Below are 19,648 nucleotides of genomic sequence, written 5' to 3'. Positions count from 1 at the left end.
GTGCTGTCGCCGCGCGAAACGCCGCATGCGATCAGCGTCGTCACGCGCCAGCAGATGGACGATTTCGGCGTTCCACGGCTTGCCCCAGGGTGCGCCACGCGGCCGCATGGCGCGCATCGGCCGCCAGCCAGCGCGCAAACGCCTGGTGCTGGCCCGCATCGGCCTCGCCCGAACTGAGCTCGACCAGCCAGCCGATGGCGGCATCCTGGACGGCAGGTGAAATACTCATGCCGCGTCCGCGGCGGCCAGGCAGCAGCGCAAGCCTTGCGCCATGTACTGGCGCACCATGCTGGCCGACACGCCCAGTGCATCGGCGATCTGCGCATACGTGAGGCCGTCGAGCTGGCTCATCAGGAAGGCGCGGCGCGCCTTGACGGACAGGGTATCGAGCGCGCGCGACAGGCGCTCCAGCGCTTCGAGCAGCACGGCGCGCTCTTCCGGCGACGGCTGCACGGCGTCCGGCAGCTGGGCCAGGGTCTCGATATACGCCTGCTCGATATCGCGCCGCCGCCACTGCTGCAGCAAGATGCTTTTCGCCACCGTCGTCAGGTAGGCGCGCGGCTCGCGGATGGCAGCCAGGCGCCCCGCATGCAGCACGCGCACAAAGGTTTCCGATGCCACATCCTCCGCTTCCGCCCGGTTACGCAAGCGCAACAGCAGGCGCTGCAGCAGCCAGCCCTGGTGGCCCGTGAACAGGCTGGCGGCCAGGGTGGTGTCATTCGAGGGAAAAGGCAAGGCAGGCAAGGAACGATCCGGCAATATGAATGATAATGATTCTCATTATATTGCAGGGACTGGAGGATGTCGCGCAATTTTGCTATGGTTGTCCTGCGCGAACAACGCCCTATCCTTTTGAAAGCACTGCCGCTCCATGTCCAGTCTCCCGATAGACGCCCTCTCCGTGATTGCACGTCAGTGCATCGCCGCAAGCTGTTTGCAGCGCTTTTGCCGGCGCCATGACATCGGCCATCCGGCCCTGTCCGCGTTCGCCGATCACGTCTGGAAAGTGGCGCAGCTCGGGCCCGGCGATTTTGCCGCCTGGCAGCAAGGCTTCGCCTGCCTGCCCATTACGGGCATGGGCGACCCGTGGCCGGAAGACGCATGCCAGGCCATCCCCGGACATCTGCTCGACACCCTGATGCAGCTGGTGCAACACGTGCTGGAAACGAGCGCATCGACCTGGTATGGCGATGCTTTGCCGGCAAGCAGGCGCCAGCTGGAAGCGGTCTTGCGCATCTGCGGGCAACATGGCGTGGCCGTGCCGGAGCTGGAGCAATATCGACAACACGATGCGTCACTGCGCGCAGGCTGGGGGCCGGCCCTCACGGACGCGGAAGTTCTCGCCTGGAAAGCGCTTGTTTAGCGGCCCCAGGCGCGCAATGACATGCCGCGCCGCCAGCTGCACTTATTCCAGCTTGAACAAGACATTCACACTCTTTTCCAGCGCGATGCTGGCCGGCGCGCGGACGGCCGAGGCAGGCTCGGTGGGCGGAATAAAGGGCGGCGGCGCGAAACCTTCATTGCTGGAACGTATCATCGCGCGCTCCAGCGACTGGAACGGCACTTCCGAAATGGCCATGACGGACGCGATCTTCCGGTTGAACGACTTGGCGATGCGCGCCGCCTTCGTCTCCGCATCCCTGGCGGCCTTCAATTCCAGGTCGGCAACGAGCGTGTCGTAGGCGCTGGTCCTGAAATCCGTATCGAGCCGGGTAATGTTCTTCATGGCGGCCAGTTCCGACACCAGCGGCGACCATGCCGCCAGATCCCGCACCCACACGCGCAGGTTGCGGTTGATGACATAGGTGGGTGGCGCATCGCGTTTTTCCCTGTTGGAATAATCGAGCGTGCGCATGATTTCCGACGCCTGGGTATCGGCCTGCGCAATTTTCGCCTTGCCCAGCAACTGGAACACTTCGGCGACGCCGGCATTGACCACGCCCAAGGTTTTTGCCGCATCGGCGCCCCGGCTGGCAACGGTGATGTCCATGACGGCCGTGTCCGGCGACACTTCCACCTGGGCCGTCCCCGTCTGGAAAATGAAGGGATAGTCAGGCAGGGACGAGGCCTGGGCGGCCAGCTGCACAGTGAAAAATCCCGCCACCAGCAACAGTTTGCGTTTCATGCCACTCCCACAGAGTCGATTAAAGTTTCGACAATATAGCAGTCGTGACACAAAACCCCAAGAACCTGGCCACCGCGCTATGCGGGGACGGCGCCCGGCGATGGCGGCAAGTCCGCCAGCAGCTTGTCCAGGGTCAGCGGATACTCGCGCACCCGCACCCCCGTCGCGTTGTAGACGGCATTCGCGATGGCGGCCGCCACGCCGCAGATGCCCAGCTCGCCCACGCCCTTGGCCTTCATGGGCGAGGACATGGGGTCCGTCTCGTCGAGGAAGATGACGTCCTGGTGCGGGATATCCGCATGCACGGGCACTTCGTAGCCGGCCAGGTCGTGGTTGACGAAAAAGCCGCGGCGCTGGTCGACCACCAGTTCTTCCATCAGGGCCGCGCCCACGCCCATGGTCATGGCGCCGATGACCTGGCTGCGGGCCGCTTTCGGGTTGAGGATGCGGCCCGCCGCGCACACGGCCAGCATGCGGCGCACGCGCACTTCGCCCGTGTCGCTGTCCACGCCCACTTCCACGAAATGCGCGCCAAACGTGGATTGCTGGAATTTCTTGTCGAGGTCGCCGTATTCCATGTGGTCTTGCGCGACGATATCGCCATGGAAGGCAGCCGCCGCCAGCGGCACGCTGCGTTCGCCCTGGCTGACCTGCCCGTCGGCAAAGCGCACCTCTTTCTCGTCGAAGTCGAGCTTGGCGGCGATGGCCTGGCGCAGGCGCACGCAGGCCGCGTACACGCCCGCCGTGGCGCTGTTGCCGCCCCACTGCCCGCCCGAACCGGCCGAGACGGGAAAGTCCGAATCGCCCAGGCGCACGACCACCTTGCTCAAGGGCAAACCCAGCATTTCTGCCGCCGTCTGGGCAATGATGGTGTAGCTGCCCGTGCCGATGTCCGTCATGTCCGTCTCCACGGTGACGATGCCATTGCCGTCCAGGCGCACGCGGGCGGCGGATTTCATCACCAGGTTGTTGCGGAAGGCGGCCGCCACGCCCATGCCCACGAGCCAGCGGCCGTCGCGCCGCATGCCCGGCTGCGACTGGCGCGCCTTCCAGCCGAAGGCCACGGCGCCCGTGCGCAGGCAGTCGATCAGGCGGCGCTGGGAAAACGGCCTGCCCGGTTTTTCCGGGTCCACCTTCGTGTCGTTGAGGATGCGGAAGACGACGGGGTCCATCTTCAGCTTGTCCGCCATCTCGTCCATGGCGATTTCCAGCGCCATCAGGCCCGGCGCCTCGCCCGGCGCGCGCATGGCATTGCCTTCCGGCAAGTCCAGCACGGCCAGGCGCATGGCCGTCATGCGGTTGGCGCCCGCGTACAGCAGGCGCGTCTGCATCACGGCCGTTTCCGGCTTGCCGCCTTTCAAGTCGCCGGACCACGATTCATGGCCGATGGCCGTGATCTTGCCGTCGCGCGTGGCGCCGATGCGCAGGCGCTGGATGGTGGCGGGCCGGTGCGTCGTATTGTTGAACATCAAGGGCCGCGTCAGGGCCACCTTGACGGGGCGCTGCGCCGCGCGCGCGCCCAGGGCGGCCAGCAAGGCTTCCGCGCGCACGAACAGCTTGCCGCCGAAGCCGCCGCCGATGTAGGGCGAGACGATGCGCACCTTGTCTTTCGGCACGCCAAGGGTGCGCGCCAGGTCGCCCCGGCCCCAGTCCACCATCTGGTTCGCCGTCCACACCGTCACCTTGTCGCCGTCCCAGGCCGCGATCGAGGCGTGCGGCTCCATCATGGCATGCGACTGGTCTGGCGTCGTATAGCTGGCATCGAGGCGCACGGGCGCGTTGGCATAGGCGCCGGCAAAGTCGCCCGTCTTGCTGTCGGACTGGTCGTCCTTGGGCTTGACGGCGCCGCCTTTCGCCTTGGCCAGGTCGAACGCACCCGGCTGCTCCACATAGCTCACGTCGAGCAGCTGCGCGGCGGAGCGGGCTTGTTCGAAGGTGTCCGCCACCACCAGGGCGATGGCCTGGTGGTAATGTTCGATGTCCGGTCCCGCCAGCAGATGCGCAGTGTTCATCTTGCCCTTGCCCAGCTTGCCGGCCGATTCGGCCGTGACGACGGCCAGCACGCCCGGCGCGCGCCGCGCCGCGCTGGTGTCGAGGGCGGCGATGCGCCCCTTGGCAATGGCCGCGCCGACGACATAGCCGTAGGCGGCATGCGGTGCGGCCGCGTGCTGCTCATAGGCGTAGGGGGCCGTGCCCGTAGTTTTCAGGGGGCCGTCGATGCGGTCCGTGGGCCGGCCCACGACTTTCAGCTGGTCGATGGGATTGGTGGTGGCGGGTGTGGAAAATTTCATGGCCCTAGCCTTTCTGCGCAGCGGCGTCAGCCATCACGGCGGCGATCGTGCGCTGCGCGAGGATGGCTTTGAAGGCGTTGTCCGCCGTGGGATGGGCGCCGGCCAGCAGGCGGGCGCTCACGGCGGCGGCGCCGGCGGGCATCGATTGCTCGGCCGCGACAACTCTCCACGGCTGCGGCGCGACGCCGCCCAAGGCCAGCCGTCCCGTGCCGTCAGGCAAGATAATCGCCGCCACGGAGACGAGCGCGAACGCGTACGAAGCGCGGTCGCGCACCTTGCGGTAGACGTGCATGCCGGCCACGGGGCGGGGCAAGGTGACGCTGGTGATCAGTTCACCGGGCTGCAGCACGGTTTCCACGTGGGGCGTGTTGCCCGGCAAGCGGTAGAAATCGGCGATGGGGATGCGCCGCGTGCCGCCGTCGGCCCGCACCGTGTCGATGCCCGCGTCGAGCACGCGCATGGCCACGGCCATGTCGCTGGGGTGCGTGGCGATGCAGGCGTCGCTGCCGCCGAGGATGGCCAGCGGCCGGCTGAAACCGGCGATGGCGGAGCAGCCGCTGCCCGGCACGCGCTTGTTGCAGGCCTGGTTCGTGTCATAGAAATACGGGCAGCGCGTGCGCTGCAGCAGGTTGCCGGCCGTCGTCGCCTTGTTGCGCAATTGCGCCGAGGCACCCGCCAGCAGGGCGCGCGACAGCACGGCATAATCGCGCCGCACGGCGGGATGGGCCGCCAGCGTCGTGTTGCGCACGAGGGCGCCGATGCGCAAGCCGCCGTCCTTTGTCGCTTCCACGGTATCGAGCGCCAGGCCATTGACATCGATCAGATGGGCGGGCGTCTCGATTTCCAGCTTCATCAGGTCAAGCAGATTCGTGCCGCCGGCGATGAATTTGGCGCCCGGCGTGTGCAAGGCGGCAGCCGCGGCGGCGGCGGGCGTGGCCGCCTTCTGGTAGCTGAATACCCTCATGCCGGCCTCCCCGCCACCTCGGTGATGGCGTCGATGATGTTGGAATAGGCGCCGCAGCGGCACAGATTGCCGCTCATGCGTTCGCGCAACTCGTCCGGCGTCGCCTGCGGCGGCGCGCCCAGGTCCGCGCTGACATGGCTGGGGATGCCCTGGCGGATCTCGCCCAGCGCGCCGACGGCCGAACAGATCTGCCCCGGGGTGCAATAGCCGCACTGGTAGCCGTCATGCGCGATGAAAGCCGCCTGCAGGGGATGCAGCTGGTCCGGCGTGCCCAGGCCCTCGATGGTGGTGACTTTGGCGCCGTCATGCATCACGGCCAGGGTCAGGCAGGCATTGATGCGCTGGCCGTCCAGCAGGACGGTGCAGGCGCCGCACTGGCCGTGGTCGCAGCCTTTTTTGGTGCCCGTCAGGTGCAGGTGTTCGCGCAGGGCGTCGAGCAAGGTGGTGCGCGTATCGAGTTCCAGGCTGCGGCGCTGGCCGTTGATGTCCAGGTTGACGTTCATCAACACGGGCGGCGCCTGGCCCGCCTCGGCGGCCGACGTAACGGCCTGCGCCGCCCCCGCCACACGGGGCACTGCCACGGCCGTGGCCGACAGCGCGCCGGCGATCAGCAAGCCGCGCCGGCCTGTATTGACCTGATTCAATTCGTTCATCTTGCGCTTCCTCCTGGCGGTTGGCTGGGCGGGCGCATGCAGGCCCGAAATGCCAGTCTGGCGGCGGGATAGGCCCCCGTCTGTACGCGAACGTACGTTCCCCCGCACATCGCGCCGCCGGGAAGAAAGAAGGCCGGGGGTAAGACGATACACGGCCAGCATAACGGCTTCGTGACATTGCCTCCGGCCAAAATTTCGTCATGCGGGACGCCGGGCATGGCCCGGATTTCGGCTACACTGGCCGCTACTCTTCCTTTCAGACGCCTGATGATCGAAAAGAATCTGCCCGAACTGGTCATGCTGAAGCGCCTCATCGACGAGGGCGGCAGCCATCTGGAAGTGGCCACGCCCTGCACCATCGCCATGGATGGGCGCCAGTTCCCCGTGTACGCCATTACCTTGGGCAATCCCAGCCCCGACGTGCCCGCCCTGGGCTTCTTTGGCGGCATCCACGGGCTGGAACGCATCGGCACGCAAGTGCTCCTGTCCTTTCTGGAAAGCATCATTGCCCGCCTGCGCTGGGATGCCACCCTGCACCAGCAGCTCGAGTCGATGCGCCTCGTCTTCATGCCGCTGGTCAATCCGGGCGGCATGTGGCAAGCCACGCGCAGCAATCCGCGCGGCGTGGACCTGATGCGCAACGCGCCGCTGAGCGCGCGCGAAAAAGTGCCGTTCATGCTGGGCGGACAGCGCTACAGCCCCCGCCTGCCCTGGTACCGGGGCGCGTTTGACGCGCCGATGGAGCCGGAAAGCGCCGCCGTGTGCGACCTCGTCGAGCGCGAGCTGCTGTCGCGCCAGTTCAGCATGGCCCTCGACTGCCACTCCGGCTTCGGCCTGCGCGACCGCCTGTGGTTTCCCCACGCGCATACCAAGGTGCCCATCGCCCACCTGGCCGAGATCGGCGCGCTGGAAGAGCTGTTCAGCGAAAGTTATCCCAACCACAACTATGTGTTCGAGCCGCAAAGCCGGCAATACCGCACGCACGGCGACCTGTGGGACTATCTCTACCTGAACGGCACCAGCTACAGCGGGCGCGTCTTCCTGCCCCTGACCCTGGAAATGGGTTCCTGGCTGTGGGTCAAGAAAAACCCGCGCCAGCTGTTCAACCGGGTCAGCATCTTCAATCCCACGGCCACGCACCGGCTGCAGCGCGTGCTGCGGCGCCACCTGGTGTGGTTCGACTTCCTCATGCGCGCCGCCAGCAGCCATGGGCGCTGGGTGCCGGAAGGCCTGGCGCGCAAAGCCCAGCGCCGGCGCGCCCTCGCGCTATGGTATGAATCATGACGCAGATCAATACGTGCGAACACTGGGTCCTGCTGCGCGGCCTGATGCGCGAGCAGCGCCACTGGGGCGCCTTCCCCGCCACCCTGGCGCGCGCCCTGCCCGGCGCCGCCATCCTCACGCCCGACCTGCCCGGCAACGGCACGCGCCATGGGCAGGACAGCGCCACGCGCGTGGCCGACATGGTGGAAGCGTGCCGCCAGCAGCTGTCGGCGCAGGGCGTCGCCGCGCCCTACCACTTGCTGGCCCTGTCGCTGGGCGGCATGGTGGCCGTGGAATGGGCGCACCGCTACCCGCAGGAAATCGCCCGCTGCGTGCTGATCAACACCAGCATGCGTCCCTACAGCCCGTTTTACCGGCGCCTGCGCTGGCAAAACTATGCGGCGCTGCTGCGCCAGCTGTGCCTGGGCGACGCGCGCAGCCAGGAAGCCCTGATCCTGCGCCTGACCAGCCGCCGCCACGGCTCGGGCAATGCGGCGTTGGTGGACAGCTGGCTGGCCTTCCAGCAGCAATATCCCGTCAGCCGCCGCAACATCCTGCGCCAGCTGCTGTCGGCCGCCCGCTACCGCGCCCCCGCCAGCCGCCCCGCCATGCCCGTGCTCGTCATGGCCGGCGCGCAGGACCAGCTGGTGGACCACCGCTGCTCGCAGCAACTGGCCCGCGCCTGGCAGGCGGACTGCCTGATCCACGGCGAAGCGGGCCACGACCTGCCGCTCGACGAGGGGGCATGGGTGGCGCAGTCGGTGGCGCGCTGGCTGGGCGTGACAGCGGCAGGCAGCGGCACGCAGCAGGCGCGCTCGACATACAGATGAACGCCGCCGCCCCCTTTCCCGCCGCGCCGGACGGCCAGCTGGCCGCACTGGTGCGGGCCGGCGTGCGGGAAGCGGTTTTTCCCGGCGCGGCGTGGGCCATGGGCACCGTCGGCCTGTGAACCCTGTCGGCCGCGCCCGCCCCGCTCACGCCGGCTGCTGCTGCGTGGTGCAGTGGATGCCCCCGCCGCCGGCCGCGATGGCGTCGATATCGAGCTGCACGATGTCGCGCCCCGGGAAGTGTTCGCGCAGGATGGCCTTGGTGTTGCGGTCGGCGGCCGCGTCGCCGAATTCCGGGCACAGCACGGCGCCGTTGCAGACATAGAAATTGATGTAGCCGGCGGCGAAATCCTTGTTTTCATGGCGCGGGCGGACGTAACCGGGGCCGGGCAGGACCACCACCTGCAGCGGCTGGCCGCGCGCGTCCGTGGCCTTGCGCAGGATGTCCAGGTGGCGCCGCGTGACGGCGTGTTCGGGCGAGGACGGGTCGCTGTCCAGGCCGGCCACGACGACGCCGGGCGCGCAGAAGCGGGCATAGAAGTCCGTGTGGCCATCCGTGATGTCCTGGCCCGCGATGCCGGGCAGCCAGATGACTTTCTCGATGCCCAGCAGCCGGCGCAATTCCCGTTCGCATTGCGCCTTGCCGACGCCGGGATTGCGGTTGGCATTGAGCACGCAGCTTTCCGTGATGATGGCCGTGCCCTGGCCATCGACCTCGATGCCGCCCCCTTCGAGCACCAGGCTGCTTTCCAGCACGGCCACGCCGGCCCGCCCGGCAACAAAACCGGCCACCAGCGCATCGTCCTCATGCTCCTGCTTTTCGCCCCAGCCATTGAAATTGAAGTCCACGCCAGCCAGCGCGCCGCCCGCCTGCCGGACGAAGACGGGGCCCGTGTCGCGCATCCACAGGTCGTCGACGGACTGCACCACCAGCTTGACCTTGCTGCCGCACAGGCGCGCCGCCACGTCGTAGTCTTCCTCGTTGACGAGCATGTGCACGGGTTCGACGCTGGCGATCGCCTGCGCGATGCGCGCCAGATTCGCCTGCGCGCCCGCCTTCAGGCGCTTGCCCCATACCTCGTCGCTGGCGCCGAAGGCCATCCACGTGGCCGCATGGCGCTCGCCTTCGTCGGGCATGCGCCAGCCCGCGCCCGCCGCCTGCGCGGGCAGGCTGGGCAGGCCCAGCGAGGCGCCGGCCGCCAGGCCCAGGCCGCCCGCAAGAAAATGTCGTCGTAACATGGTCTCCTCCTGTCTCAGGCGATTTCCTGCTGCGTGGTGCAATGGATGCCGCCGCCACCGGCCGCGATGGGATCGATATTGATCTGGATCACGGCGCGCCCCGGATACAGTTGCATATACTGCGCCCTGGCGCTGGCGTCGGCCTGCGCATCGCCGAATTCCGGCAGGAAAATGGCACCGCTGGTGGCATAGTAATTGATATAGCCGGCGGCGAAGGTGTTCGGGTTGTTTCCAGGCCGAATTTTCTCGGGGCCGTCGATGACGACCACCTGCAGCGGCTGTCCATCCGCATCGGTGGCGCCGCGCAGGATCTCCAGGTGGCGCCGCGTCAGCGCGTAATCGTACGATGCCGTGTCCATCTCGCGGTGCGCCGCCACCACGCCGGGGCGCACGAAGCGGGCATAGAAGTCCGTATGGGCATCCGTGATGTCCTTGTTCTTAATGCCTGGCAACCAGATCACCTTGCGGATGCCCAGCAGCCGGCCCAATTCCGCTTCGCAGTCGGCCTTGCTCCAGCCCGGATTGCGGTTATTGTTCAGCACACAACTTTCCGTGATGATGGCCGTGCCCCTGCCATCGACTTCCAGGGCCCCGCCTTCCAGCACCAGGCGCGTGGCCAGCAGCGGCACGCGGGCCTGGGCGGCGACCGTGTCGGCCACCTGGCCGTCAAGGCCAAACTGCTGCTTGTTGCCCCAGCCATTGAAATTGAACTTCACGCCGGCCCGCTCGCCAGCCGGCTTGCGCACGAAGACGGGGCCCGTGTCGCGCATCCAGACATCATCCATCTCGGCGGGAATCAGGTTCACGCGCGCGTCGAGCAATTGCCGCGCGCCGGCCAGTTCCGCCGGCCGCACCAGCATGTTGACGGGTTCGTAGGCGGCTATCGCGTTGGCGATGCGCACCAGCGCCAGCTGCACCTGCGGCACTTGCGCCCGCGTCCACACGGCGCTCGAGGCGCCAAACGCCATCCACGTCGCCTTGTGGGCTTCGGCCTCGTCGGGCATGCGCCAGCCGTCGGCAGGGTTGACACCGCCGCCGCTGTTGACGGGCGGCGGCGCGATGGCGCCCGCTTCGGCCCCGCCGCCGCAGCCGGCCAGCAAGCCGCCCAGGGCCAGCGCGCTGCCGCCCGCCATGCAATGACGCAAGAAATATCGACGCGTATTCATATCCATCCTTGATGAGTTAGTCAGAGTACCCCCGCACCGTTGCCCGATGCGCTGGCATGGACGGCATTGTGGCGGGATCAAGATATGAAAACAAATGATATGATTTACCTTAATTCATTAAATTTTCTCATATGTCAGAACATCGCCTTCCTTCGCTGAAATTATTGATGGGTTTCGAAGCGGCCGCCCGCCACGGCAATTTCTCGCGCGCGGCCGACGAGCTGCACGTGACGCAGTCGGCCATCAGCCACCAGGTGCAGCTGCTGGAAGAGCAGGTCAAGCAGCCGCTGTTCCGCCGCGCAGGACGGGGCGTGGAGCTGACGGTGGCGGGTGAGGTGCTGCTGCGCAGCGTGCAGCGCTCGATGACGGTACTGCGCAGCGGCCTGGGGCGCATCGCCACCTACCTCGACCCGGGCCTCGTGGTGCTCGTGTGTCCCGCCCCCCTGCTGCACGGCTGGCTGCAGCCGCGCCTGCGCGCGCTGGAAGCGCAGCTGCCCGAGCTGTGCCTGCTGCTGTCCGTGGACGAGAGCGCCCGCTTCGTCGACGAGATCGACGTCGATATCGCCATCGGCGAGCGCCCCATCCTGCAGGCGGACTTGCAGGAAATTCCCCTGCTGCACGATGAATGGGTGATGGTCGCCAACGGCGAACTGGCGGCGCGGCTGGACGGCGTGCCGCAGGCGCAGCAGCACCTGCACGCGGAGCTGGTGTGTCTGGAAGAAAGTTTGACGGGCGACGCCACGGCGCCGCTGTTCCTTGGTCCGCTGGCGTCCTTCCGCAAGCGGGCCATCTATGACGATGCCCGCCTCGTGCTCGACGCGGCGCTGGACGGGCGCGGCATCGCCTGCCTGCCGCGCCTGCTCGTGGACGCCAGCCTGGCCAGCGGCCGGCTGCACCTGCTGCCCGGCTATCCGCGCGTGCCCGGCGCCACGTGGTGGCTGTCGGGCGTGGCCGGGCAACCCCGCTCGGCCATCGTCAGGCAGGTATTTGACTGGCTGCGCGCGCAGGGGGCGGCGCAACAGGCGTGATCACGGCGGCGTGCGCACATAGTCGACGCCGCTGGCCCAGCGGTTTTCCCAATGCGCCAGGTACGATTGGGCCAGGACCGCGCTGTTCCACACGACGAGCACGTTTTCGCTGTTGGCCGTGGCCGCATCGGCCGTGTAATTGAAGCTGCCGTTCTGCACCGTCACCCCATCGGCCACGATGTACTTGTCGTGATGCAATGCATAGCGGGCAATCAGGCGCGTGGGGATGCCCGCGGCGACCAGCCGGTCCAGCGCTGCCCGGCTGTTCTTGCGCGCATTGCGCCGCGTATCGGCCAGCACCCGGACATCCACGCCACGCTGCCGCGCCCGCAGCAAGGCCGCGACCACCTGGGGTGAACTGAAGGAATAGGCGGCCAGGCGGATGCTCGACGCCGCACCGTCGATGACCTTGAGCACCAGCATCTCTGCCCCGCCATCAGGCGAAAAGGCGTTCTCGATGGTGACGACGGGCGCGGCATCGGCCGCAAGCGCCGCTGAAGGCATGCCTGCGGACAGGCAGAGCGCAAGGGCAAGCAGGATATTCTTCATCCTTGGAATTTCCCTGTTTCAAGAATCGAGTGTAGATGAACAAAAATCGGCCTGCTAGCAGACTTGGAGCCTATGTGACCGTCCGCTTCCGCCCCATTGCGGACGTAATCGCGTCACCACCATTTGCCGAACTTGTTGAGCGCTGAATGCAGCGCAAGCATTGACCCGGCATTGATCTTCAGACGAATTGCGATGCTGTCGCCATCTTGTGACTGCCTTTTCGAACGAGGATTGATCGTTAGATACTCCTGAGATGAATGCCGCTCGAAGTGAAGTATTGGGTACTCGCACATGTCATGCAGTCCCGCGTCGCTGCCGTCACGGAGTTCACTTTCGAATTGAACGAGGGCGTCATACTCAAACCACAGGTGCTCGGCAGTCCAGTTGAAACTCTGGCTTCCACTCGAATACTCAACTTCAAGCCGGACCTGGACGCCAAGATCTATCGGGTCTACTTCTACAAACCAAAGCTGGAACTTGAGTGGTCCTTCAGCGAAAGCTACGTCGGCAGCCATCTGAATCCTTTCTTGGGTGTGCTAATCTCGGGCTATCGCAATGGCCGCCTCTGGCCGAAAACGGCCTAATCCTCTTTCGGTAACGGGGAACGTGCCGTTGGTTCGATATCGTCACCAGAAAGCAGTTCTGACAAATCTTCTGGCGATAGCCTCTTCATTTTCTCTTCCAGCTTTCTGTCATAGCTTCGGTCATTAGGATCCCAATTTTTGTGGGCCTTGCGGGCATACTGGTGGACGAAGCGACCCAGTTCGGCTGCTAGTTTAGATTTTGTGCGCTTTGGAAGCATAGGTTTAGGTTAATTTTAGTTTTTTCTCAACGTCTGCTTCTGGCCGGTTGCCGTCGTTGGCAGGTTACACCCCAAAGCAGACGTAGCAATCGAAGCACGTTAAGAAGCCACCAAACCTCGCTCCTTGTCACAGCTTGCCGGAAGCAGGGGTGCGTTTACGATCTGGTAAGCTGAATCCTTTCCCCTTTCCATAAAACTCATCCTTGAATTCTACGCATCCATTACAGGGCCTAATGGTTTCTAACACCGATATACGCTGTTCAGTCAGTTGCATCAAACACAGGTCCATCGAATAGTTGTAACTACCTCCGCCATGCATCGCCGCGTTCTGGAACTTGCACTCCGCGTCGCGGAAAACAATCCATGCACGTTGAGCGCGATGCAACCCTTGTGGCTTGGTAAGCGCAGACATCAATATCTTGTAGACGACGTTTAAACGCGTGTCGGATTCTTTTAGCTCTCGGCTCATGCAGATAGTACTCTCAAGATTATTGCCTTATTAGCAATAATCCTGCTTGATCGATGCCATATCGCTTTGTTGTTCGAAAGCATTGGTCAAGGCGGGCAGCGAAAGGCACAAGAAAACACCCAAGATGGCCAACCGGCTTAAAACTGCATTTCCCACGAGCACTCGCTCCTTTTTATAGTTGATCGTATTGAGGTCTGCTCCTGGCCGAACCCGGCCGTTCGGCCCAGCATAGCAGGTTGCCAAGGTTAAAATCTTGCGGCTGCATCGGTAGGTTGGATTCGCCCTTAAGCGCACAATCGTTTAAGCGAAGGCACCTTCGCCTAGATGCGCTTCAACACGCCTGTATGCAGTAACTCATCCAACAGTGACTGCGGGATACTTGTCGAGACACGAATGCAATCTTTATCGAAGTTATCGCAAGCGCTGAAAATTAGTTGTTCTTCTGTGGCCAACTGAGTGTGCACGATCACACCGTCTTTCCCTAGTGTCCCGGAATGCGAAAGCCTTGCCTTCAGCGCGTTGATCGTTTCCTCGTTGATGGGAACAAGCCAATAATCGAAGGTGGGAGCATCTGTTTCCCGCGTAAGCGGGGCCATCGCGCAATTACTTGCTCCTGGAATTTCATGCAGACGCAAAGACAAAAGCTTCCCTTCAAAAGAAGCGAACGCTAAGCCTTTATAGGCCACGTACATCGCCCAAAGAAACGCTTGACAGTCTCGGACTGCAATCCACTGATACGTAGCGTTCTGCTCTTTCACTACATCAATTCTCAGTTTTTCCGCCATTGACAAGTCACCCCATCGTCCGCTCTGGGCCGAATGCCACCTAAATTTAGTGATGAATCATTGGTCCATCCACTGGATGTCAGGTGTTCTCACCTGCAGCGGCAACCAGTACTTCAGTGTATTTATTGCGGTCTCGACGGTCAATCCATCCACAAAGAACCCTCGATGCTCGTGTGCGATTACCGTAGCTCGACCCTGTGCATCTACGTCAATTATAAGATTGCCATAGTCGATGCCATCGCCGAGGCACGCGACAAAAAGGTTCGATTCAGGCTTCAGATTGACAATCGAGAACGTCAAAACATCATCCTCGCTAAGGGACCTGAACTCCAATTGAGTAGGATTTCCCCCTAAAGTCTCGAATTCTACATAGTAATGTGCTGCCAATCGCATTCTGCTTTATCTTATAGTGGCTGAAGCTTGGTTCTGCTGAATATCTGCTACTGGCCCATTGCAAGCGCTCCCGAAAGAATGTCCGCCAATATCACGGCATCCAGCCTTGTTATTTTTTACGCCGCTTTATTGTTTATTCATATCAGGCCAGCCATGCCGTGGCTACGGCAGCCGGTGCCGGAACGTCGGTTCGATGTTGCGCGCATGCAGCCAGCGTACGATGTCTTCCAGGGTGGCATCCTGCAGCAGCAGGCCAGGCGCGGCGCTGGATGCCGACGCCGGCAATAGGGCTGGCACGGCAACGGGGGCGGCGGAGATCGGCTCCGGCGCGGCGCCGGCCAGCCCCGCATGTCCCTGCAGCTTCGCCAGCGCCTGCGCGAACTGGGCCGGGTTGATGCTGCGCAAGCTTTCCAGGAAGCCCAGCTGGGCTGCCGGCGGGGGCGGCATGTCCAGGCCCGGTTCGTCGACGAAGGCGGCGCCCATGCTGGGGTGGATGAAGGCGGCCCACTTGCCCGACGGCTGCAGGCACGGCGGCAGCGCCACCTGCTCCACGTAGGCGGGCGGCGCCACGGCGAGGATGTCGGTCGAGGCGGGCAAGAAGGTGGCGCGCAGCAGCTGCACGAACTGGCGCGCCTGGGCGGCGGGCACGGGCGTGGCCAGCGACAGCCACAGCTGGAACGCCGTGCCCGAGATGCTGACGGCGGGCGCGGGCAAGTCCAGCTCGTGCTGCACGGCATTGGCGATCGTGCACAGCGCGCTCCAGTGCGCCTCGCCGCCGCCCTTGCCGCCGAATTCCAGCACCAGCGCGCGCGCCAGGCCGCTCCCGGTCACGAGTTGCACCGCTACCGTCTGCTCGCCCGCCAGGTGGCGCGCCAGCACGGCCGGCGTCAGCGCCTGTGCGCCGCCGTCCCCATCGACGTATTGCTGCTGTTCCTCGAACAGGTACAGGCGGGTGAGTTCGGAAATCAGTTTATGCATGGACGGCCTCGTAATGACGTTGAGCAACACTTGTCAACGTGCCCAGATTATAGCCTCCTCTGCCCCTGTATCGCCCTGTATTTCCCTGTATCCGGGCGCGTTGGCAAGCCGGCCGCTTGCCACACCCGCCGGACTTTGCCACCTTACCGATGCGGTGCCTTGGACAGCCCGATGAAATTGCCGTCACAGTTGCTTTCCGGCTATCGGAGCCAGCCAGTCATATGACAGGCCAGATAGTCGCAGTCGATGGCGAAGGCCGCCTGGCCTCAAGCCACCTTGCCTTCCGTCCTGGCGCACAGCACCAGCAGCAGGGCCAGCGCCAGCATGGCGGCCGCACCGCCCAGGGCGACCGTGACCCGGTGCGCCAGCAGGGCCGCGCCCGCCAGGTGGCGCGCGCCGAAGGCGGAAATGGCCACCAGGCTGGCCAGTCCCAGCGAATTGCCCAGCTGATGCGCCACGTTGACGATGCCCGAGGCGGCACCCGCATCCTGCGCGGGCACGCCCGCCACGCCGGCCGCCGTCAGCGGACTGAGGGTCATGCCCTGCCCCGCCCCGATCAGCAGCATGGGCAAGGCCACGCCCAGCCAGTAGGCCGTGCCCACGTCAACCCGGCTGAGCCATGCCATGCCCAGCAAGGTGGTGAGCAGGCCGCAGGCCAGCAGGCGCGCATTGCCCCAACGGCGGGTCAGGCGCGGCACGCACAGGGCCACGCCGAAGTTGAGCAAGGTCATGGGCAGGAAGGCCAGTCCCGTCAGCGATGGCGGATAGTGCAGCACCCGTTGCAGGAATTGCGTGGTGAAAAAGAAAAAGCCGATCATGGCGCCGAGGAACAGCAGCCTGGCCCCGTACGCGGCATTGCGCTGCGCATCGGCAAACAGGCGCAGCGGCATGATGGGCTGGGCGGCACGGCGTTCGATGACGAGGAAAGCGGCCAGCAGCAGCACGCCCGCCGCCAGCGCGCCTTGCGTGAGGGCATCGCCCCAGCCGGCGCCGGCCGAGCGGATCAGGCCATACACGAGGGCCGACATGCCAAGGGTGGACGCGGCCGCGCCCGCCACGTCGAAGCGGCCCTGGCTGCGATCACTTTCCGCAATGAAACGGCGCGCGGCCACCAGCATGGCTACGCCGATGGGCAGGTTGATGAAGAAGCCCACGCGCCACGACAGCCATTCGGCCAGCACGCCGCCCAGCACCATCCCCACGCTGGCGGCGATGCCGGCCGTGGCGCTGTACAGGGCGATGGCGCGCGTGCGTTCGCGCGCGTCCGTGAATGTGGTTTGCAGCAAGGCCAGGGTCGATGGCGCCAGGATGGCCGCACCGGCGCCCTGGATGGCGCGCGCGGCGATCAGCATGGCGGGCGAGCGAGCCACGCCGATGGCCAGCGAGGCCAGGGTGAACAGCGCCAGACCCCACTGCAGCAGGCGGCGCCGTCCGAAGGTGTCGCCCGCGCGCGCGGCCAGCAGCAGCAAGCCGCCGAAGGTCAGGGTGTAGGCGCTTTGCACCCAGGCCAGGCCCGTGTCCGAAAAGCCCAGCTCGGACTGGATCCTGGGCAAGCCCGTCAGCACGATGGATGTATCGAGCACGATCATCACGTAGCTGGCGAGGATGATGGCGAGGATGGCCGCCTTGTGCGGCGCGGCCCCGGTAGCAGGAAGATTTTTCATGCCGCCACTGTAAGGCGTATGCATTACGGTGAATAGATGCTAAAGTCCGCATGAACTTATTAGTACCACTAATGAATCAGAAAGGCCGGTGCGCATGGCACAGACCAACTTCAATGACATCCTCGCCTTCGTGGCCGTGGCCCGCGAAGGCAGCTTTACCCGGGCGGCAGCCAAGCTGGGCGTGTCGCAGTCGGCCCTGAGCCAGACCGTGCGCGCGCTGGAAGAGCGGCTGGACCTGCGCCTGCTGGTGCGCACCACGCGCAGCGTCTCGCCCACGGAGGCGGGCGAACAGCTGCTGCGCACGGTGGCGCCCCGTTTCGACGAGATCGAGACGGCACTGGCCCTGCTCAGCGAACGGCGCGACAAGCCGGCCGGCAACATCCGCATCAGCGCGGGTGAGCATTCCGCGCTTACCGTGCTGCAGCCGGCCATCGCCCGCCTGCTGCCCGACTACCCGGACATCCACGTCGAAGTCGTCGTCGACAATGGCATGACGGACATCGTGGCGGCCCGCTGCGACGCGGGCGTGCGCCTGGGCGAGCAGGTAGCCAAGGACATGATCGCCATGCCCATCGGCCCGGACTTCCGCATGGCCATCGTCGCCTCGCCCGCGTATTTTGCCCGCCACGCGCCGCCCGCCACGCCGCAGGACTTGACGTCGCACAACTGCATCAACATGCGCCTGCCCACGCTGGGCGGCTTGTTCGCGTGGGAATTTGCCAAGGACGGGCACGCGCTGAAGGTGCGGGTCGAGGGGCAATTGATCGTCAACAACATGGCCCTGCGCCTGCACTCGGCCCTCGACGGCCTGGGCCTGGCGTGCATGCCGGAAGACGTGGTGCTGCCCTGCCTGGCCGATGGCCGCCTCGTGCGCGTACTGGACGACTGGTGCCCCGCCTATGCGGGCTACCAGCTGTACTACCCCAGCCGGCGCCACCCGTCGCCTGCGTTTACCGTGCTGCTCGACGCCTTGCGCTACCGGCCGCCGGGCCCCGTCAGGCCCGCTGCTTGAACAGCCATTCGCGGATGGGCGCGATGTCGTAGGCGATGCGCCAGGTATTGCGGTGCCCGCTGGCACCGGCCGCCGACTGGCCCGCGGGTATCACCGTGCCCTTGCGCAGCGCCACGTAATTGATCTGGTTCGCGTCCGCGTGCAGGCGCTCGTAGGCGGCGCGGAACTGGGCCTGCGTCCACGTGCCATCCCAGACGGCGCGGCCGACCCGCGCCCCTGCCTGCTCCAGCACGGCCGTGATGGCGTTCTGTCCCGGATACGCCTTGGCGTCGTCCTGCGCCACGAGTATCCACAGTTTCTTGCGCGCCAGCGGCTTGACCAGCGCCGGGTCCCACTGCCCGGCGACGAGGTAGGAGGCGGCAAACAGCTCCGGATAGCGGATATTCATGGCGATGGCCAGCATGCAGCCGCCCGACTGCCCCGTCGCATACAGGCGCCGCGTGTCGAGCCCGTATTGCCGGGCCAGCGCCTGGACCAGGTGCACGGTGGTGTCGAGCATGCTGGTGGTCTCGGAATTGTCGTTCGCGACCAGGGCCGCATACTGGGGCGCCAGCACGAAGCACGGGCGCTTTGCCTGCTCTTCCGGGCTAGCCCAGACGACGGCGCCGCGCCCCTGCAGCAAGGTGGTGCGCGTGATCTCGCTGGTGGCGCCCGCGTCATGCATGAACAGCACCAGCGGGCACGCCTTGCCCGCTTCGTAGTCGCGCGGGATGAAGAGGTTGTAGCGCAGCGTGTCGCCGGTGGCGGGGTCGTGGAATTCAAGCTGCCTGAAGTCGTCCACGACGAGGTTCACGACGGCGCTGCTGGTCAGGGTTTTTCCATCGGGCAAGATGGTGCTGCCATCGCTGGCGAGGATGGGAGCCACCTGGGCCACCTGCACGCTGGCGCTGCGGTACAGCGTGTCCGAACCGCCCACGGGCGGCCCGCCCAGCGGCCCGGGACCGCCGGCGCCGGCCGCCTGCGGGTCCGCGCCGCGCTGCGGCTGGACGTGCTCGGCCAGGATGGCATCCGCGTCGTCGGGCGACAGGGCCAGGATGACGAAGCGCCCCGCCCGCGCCCGCTGCGCCGGATCGGCCGCCGTGCTGGCATAGGCCTGCGTGATGCGGCGGCCCGCCACCTCGAATGCCGCGCCCTGCAATGCCGTGCCGTCGATGTCCGCAGTGTATTCCACGGCGGCGGCCGTCAGGCGGATGCCGTCGCCGAAGACTTGCGTGATGGCCGTGACCTGGCGCATGCGCGCCGTCCCGTCCTGCCCCAGCGCGGGCACGCCCAGCGTCATCAGGGTGCTGGTGCTGGCGGCCAGGAAATGTCGGCGCGATGGCATGCGGATGTCCCCCTGTGTGGTCCGGGCCTGCGCGCTGGCTGCGCGGCCTGAAGTTTCCAAAAATTAAGTTTTTCTGTCCTGGCACACCTTACCATGCTGCCTGGCCGCCGCCGCGC

Annotated in this window: 21 protein-coding genes; 6 read left to right on the top strand and 15 right to left on the bottom strand. The window is 65.6% G+C overall.

The features are described 5' to 3' along the window. Nucleotides 1–40: 40 nt before the first annotated feature. Nucleotides 41–229 carry a FecR/PupR family sigma factor regulator gene (locus EBS11_RS19230; RefSeq protein ID WP_290605400.1) on the bottom strand — a complete coding sequence of 63 codons (189 nt, stop codon included), beginning with the start codon at nt 227–229 and terminating at the stop codon, nt 41–43. Beyond that, entirely contained in the window at nt 226–744 is a 519-nt protein-coding gene (locus EBS11_RS19225; RefSeq protein ID WP_290605398.1) for a sigma-70 family RNA polymerase sigma factor, read from the bottom strand. Before EBS11_RS19225 ends, EBS11_RS19230 begins: the two co-directional genes overlap by 4 nt. Nucleotides 745–871: 127 nt before the next feature. On the opposite strand from EBS11_RS19225, the gene EBS11_RS19220 reads away from it, so the two are divergent. Next, on the top strand, nt 872–1,363 hold the full coding sequence (locus tag EBS11_RS19220) for a hypothetical protein (RefSeq protein WP_290605396.1): 492 nt from the start codon (nt 872–874) through the stop codon (nt 1,361–1,363). Between the two features lie 42 nt (nt 1,364–1,405). Here EBS11_RS19220 and EBS11_RS19215 read toward each other — a convergent pair whose 3' ends face one another. The 4 genes from EBS11_RS19215 to paoA form a co-directional block, all read right to left on the bottom strand. Further along, nucleotides 1,406–2,125, bottom strand: a complete 720-nt coding sequence (locus EBS11_RS19215; protein WP_290605395.1) for an SIMPL domain-containing protein — start codon at nt 2,123–2,125, stop codon at nt 1,406–1,408. 77 nt (nt 2,126–2,202) lie between these two features. Then, a complete protein-coding gene (gene paoC / locus EBS11_RS19210; RefSeq protein ID WP_290605394.1) occupies nt 2,203–4,416 on the bottom strand; it encodes an aldehyde oxidoreductase molybdenum-binding subunit PaoC in 2,214 nt (737 codons plus the stop codon). 4 nt (nt 4,417–4,420) lie between these two features. Next, a complete protein-coding gene (locus tag EBS11_RS19205; protein ID WP_290605392.1) occupies nt 4,421–5,380 on the bottom strand; it encodes a xanthine dehydrogenase family protein subunit M in 960 nt (319 codons plus the stop codon). After that, complete coding sequence (gene paoA, locus EBS11_RS19200; RefSeq protein ID WP_290605390.1) at nt 5,377–6,033, bottom strand: aldehyde dehydrogenase iron-sulfur subunit PaoA; 657 nt, start codon at nt 6,031–6,033, stop codon at nt 5,377–5,379. The genes EBS11_RS19205 and paoA overlap by 4 nt, the downstream gene beginning before the upstream one ends. Nucleotides 6,034–6,300: 267 nt before the next feature. Here paoA and EBS11_RS19195 point away from each other — a divergent pair, with 267 nt between their 5' ends. The 3 genes from EBS11_RS19195 to EBS11_RS19185 are packed head-to-tail and all read left to right on the top strand — an operon-like array spanning nt 6,301 to nt 8,245. Next, a complete protein-coding gene (locus EBS11_RS19195; protein WP_290605388.1) occupies nt 6,301–7,317 on the top strand; it encodes a M14 family zinc carboxypeptidase in 1,017 nt (338 codons plus the stop codon). Continuing rightward, nucleotides 7,314–8,126, top strand: a complete 813-nt coding sequence (locus tag EBS11_RS19190; protein WP_290605386.1) for an alpha/beta hydrolase — start codon at nt 7,314–7,316, stop codon at nt 8,124–8,126. The genes EBS11_RS19195 and EBS11_RS19190 overlap by 4 nt, the downstream gene beginning before the upstream one ends. Next, nucleotides 8,123–8,245 carry a hypothetical protein gene (locus EBS11_RS19185; protein WP_290605384.1) on the top strand — a complete coding sequence of 41 codons (123 nt, stop codon included), beginning with the start codon at nt 8,123–8,125 and terminating at the stop codon, nt 8,243–8,245. Before EBS11_RS19190 ends, EBS11_RS19185 begins: the two co-directional genes overlap by 4 nt. A 25-nt stretch (nt 8,246–8,270) precedes the next feature. On the opposite strand, the gene EBS11_RS19180 is transcribed toward EBS11_RS19185, so the two are convergent. Together EBS11_RS19180 and EBS11_RS19175 are read right to left on the bottom strand one after the other, a co-directional pair. Beyond that, nucleotides 8,271–9,362: an agmatine deiminase family protein gene (locus EBS11_RS19180; protein WP_290605382.1), complete on the bottom strand. Its 1,092-nt coding sequence runs from the start codon at nt 9,360–9,362 to the stop codon at nt 8,271–8,273. 14 nt (nt 9,363–9,376) lie between these two features. Then, on the bottom strand, nt 9,377–10,528 hold the full coding sequence (locus tag EBS11_RS19175; RefSeq protein WP_290605380.1) for an agmatine deiminase family protein: 1,152 nt from the start codon (nt 10,526–10,528) through the stop codon (nt 9,377–9,379). A 167-nt stretch (nt 10,529–10,695) separates the two neighbouring features. Between EBS11_RS19175 and EBS11_RS19170 the strand changes: the two genes are divergently transcribed. After that, entirely contained in the window at nt 10,696–11,556 is an 861-nt protein-coding gene (locus EBS11_RS19170) for a LysR substrate-binding domain-containing protein (protein WP_290605378.1), read from the top strand. Here EBS11_RS19170 and EBS11_RS19165 read toward each other — a convergent pair whose 3' ends face one another. The 6 genes from EBS11_RS19165 to EBS11_RS19140 all read right to left on the bottom strand — a co-directional run bounded on the left by EBS11_RS19165 (nt 11,557) and on the right by EBS11_RS19140 (nt 17,196). Further along, the gene (locus EBS11_RS19165) at nt 11,557–12,105 is read right to left on the bottom strand and encodes a phospholipase D family protein (RefSeq protein ID WP_290605377.1); all 549 of its coding nucleotides are present in this window, start codon (nt 12,103–12,105) and stop codon (nt 11,557–11,559) included. 113 nt (nt 12,106–12,218) lie between these two features. Beyond that, nucleotides 12,219–12,620 carry a hypothetical protein gene (locus tag EBS11_RS19160; protein WP_290605376.1) on the bottom strand — a complete coding sequence of 134 codons (402 nt, stop codon included), beginning with the start codon at nt 12,618–12,620 and terminating at the stop codon, nt 12,219–12,221. Nucleotides 12,621–13,034: 414 nt separating this feature from the next. Then, entirely contained in the window at nt 13,035–13,382 is a 348-nt protein-coding gene (locus EBS11_RS19155) for a lysozyme inhibitor LprI family protein (RefSeq protein ID WP_365955754.1), read from the bottom strand. 314 nt (nt 13,383–13,696) lie between these two features. Next, nucleotides 13,697–14,161, bottom strand: coding sequence for a hypothetical protein (locus EBS11_RS19150; protein WP_290605372.1), 465 nt, complete (start codon nt 14,159–14,161; stop codon nt 13,697–13,699). Between the two features lie 555 nt (nt 14,162–14,716). Then, nucleotides 14,717–15,532 (bottom strand): hypothetical protein, encoded by an 816-nt coding sequence (locus EBS11_RS19145; RefSeq protein WP_290605370.1) that lies wholly within the window; start codon nt 15,530–15,532, stop codon nt 14,717–14,719. Between the two features lie 266 nt (nt 15,533–15,798). Continuing rightward, nucleotides 15,799–17,196 carry an MFS transporter gene (locus tag EBS11_RS19140; protein WP_290605368.1) on the bottom strand — a complete coding sequence of 466 codons (1,398 nt, stop codon included), beginning with the start codon at nt 17,194–17,196 and terminating at the stop codon, nt 15,799–15,801. 94 nt (nt 17,197–17,290) lie between these two features. Here EBS11_RS19140 and EBS11_RS19135 point away from each other — a divergent pair, with 94 nt between their 5' ends. Then, the gene (locus EBS11_RS19135) at nt 17,291–18,208 is read left to right on the top strand and encodes a LysR family transcriptional regulator (RefSeq protein ID WP_290605366.1); all 918 of its coding nucleotides are present in this window, start codon (nt 17,291–17,293) and stop codon (nt 18,206–18,208) included. Here the strand turns inward: EBS11_RS19135 and EBS11_RS19130 are convergent. Then, a complete protein-coding gene (locus EBS11_RS19130) occupies nt 18,192–19,532 on the bottom strand; it encodes a PHB depolymerase family esterase (RefSeq protein ID WP_290605364.1) in 1,341 nt (446 codons plus the stop codon). The two genes, EBS11_RS19135 and EBS11_RS19130, sit on opposite strands and share 17 nt — an antisense overlap. Between the last annotated feature and the right edge of the window lie 116 nt (nt 19,533–19,648).

Origin of the sequence: Janthinobacterium sp., assembly GCF_009923995.1 — a bacterium.
Taxonomy (GTDB): domain Bacteria; phylum Pseudomonadota; class Gammaproteobacteria; order Burkholderiales; family Burkholderiaceae_D; genus Janthinobacterium.
This window is presented reverse-complemented; position numbering and strand designations above follow the sequence as displayed.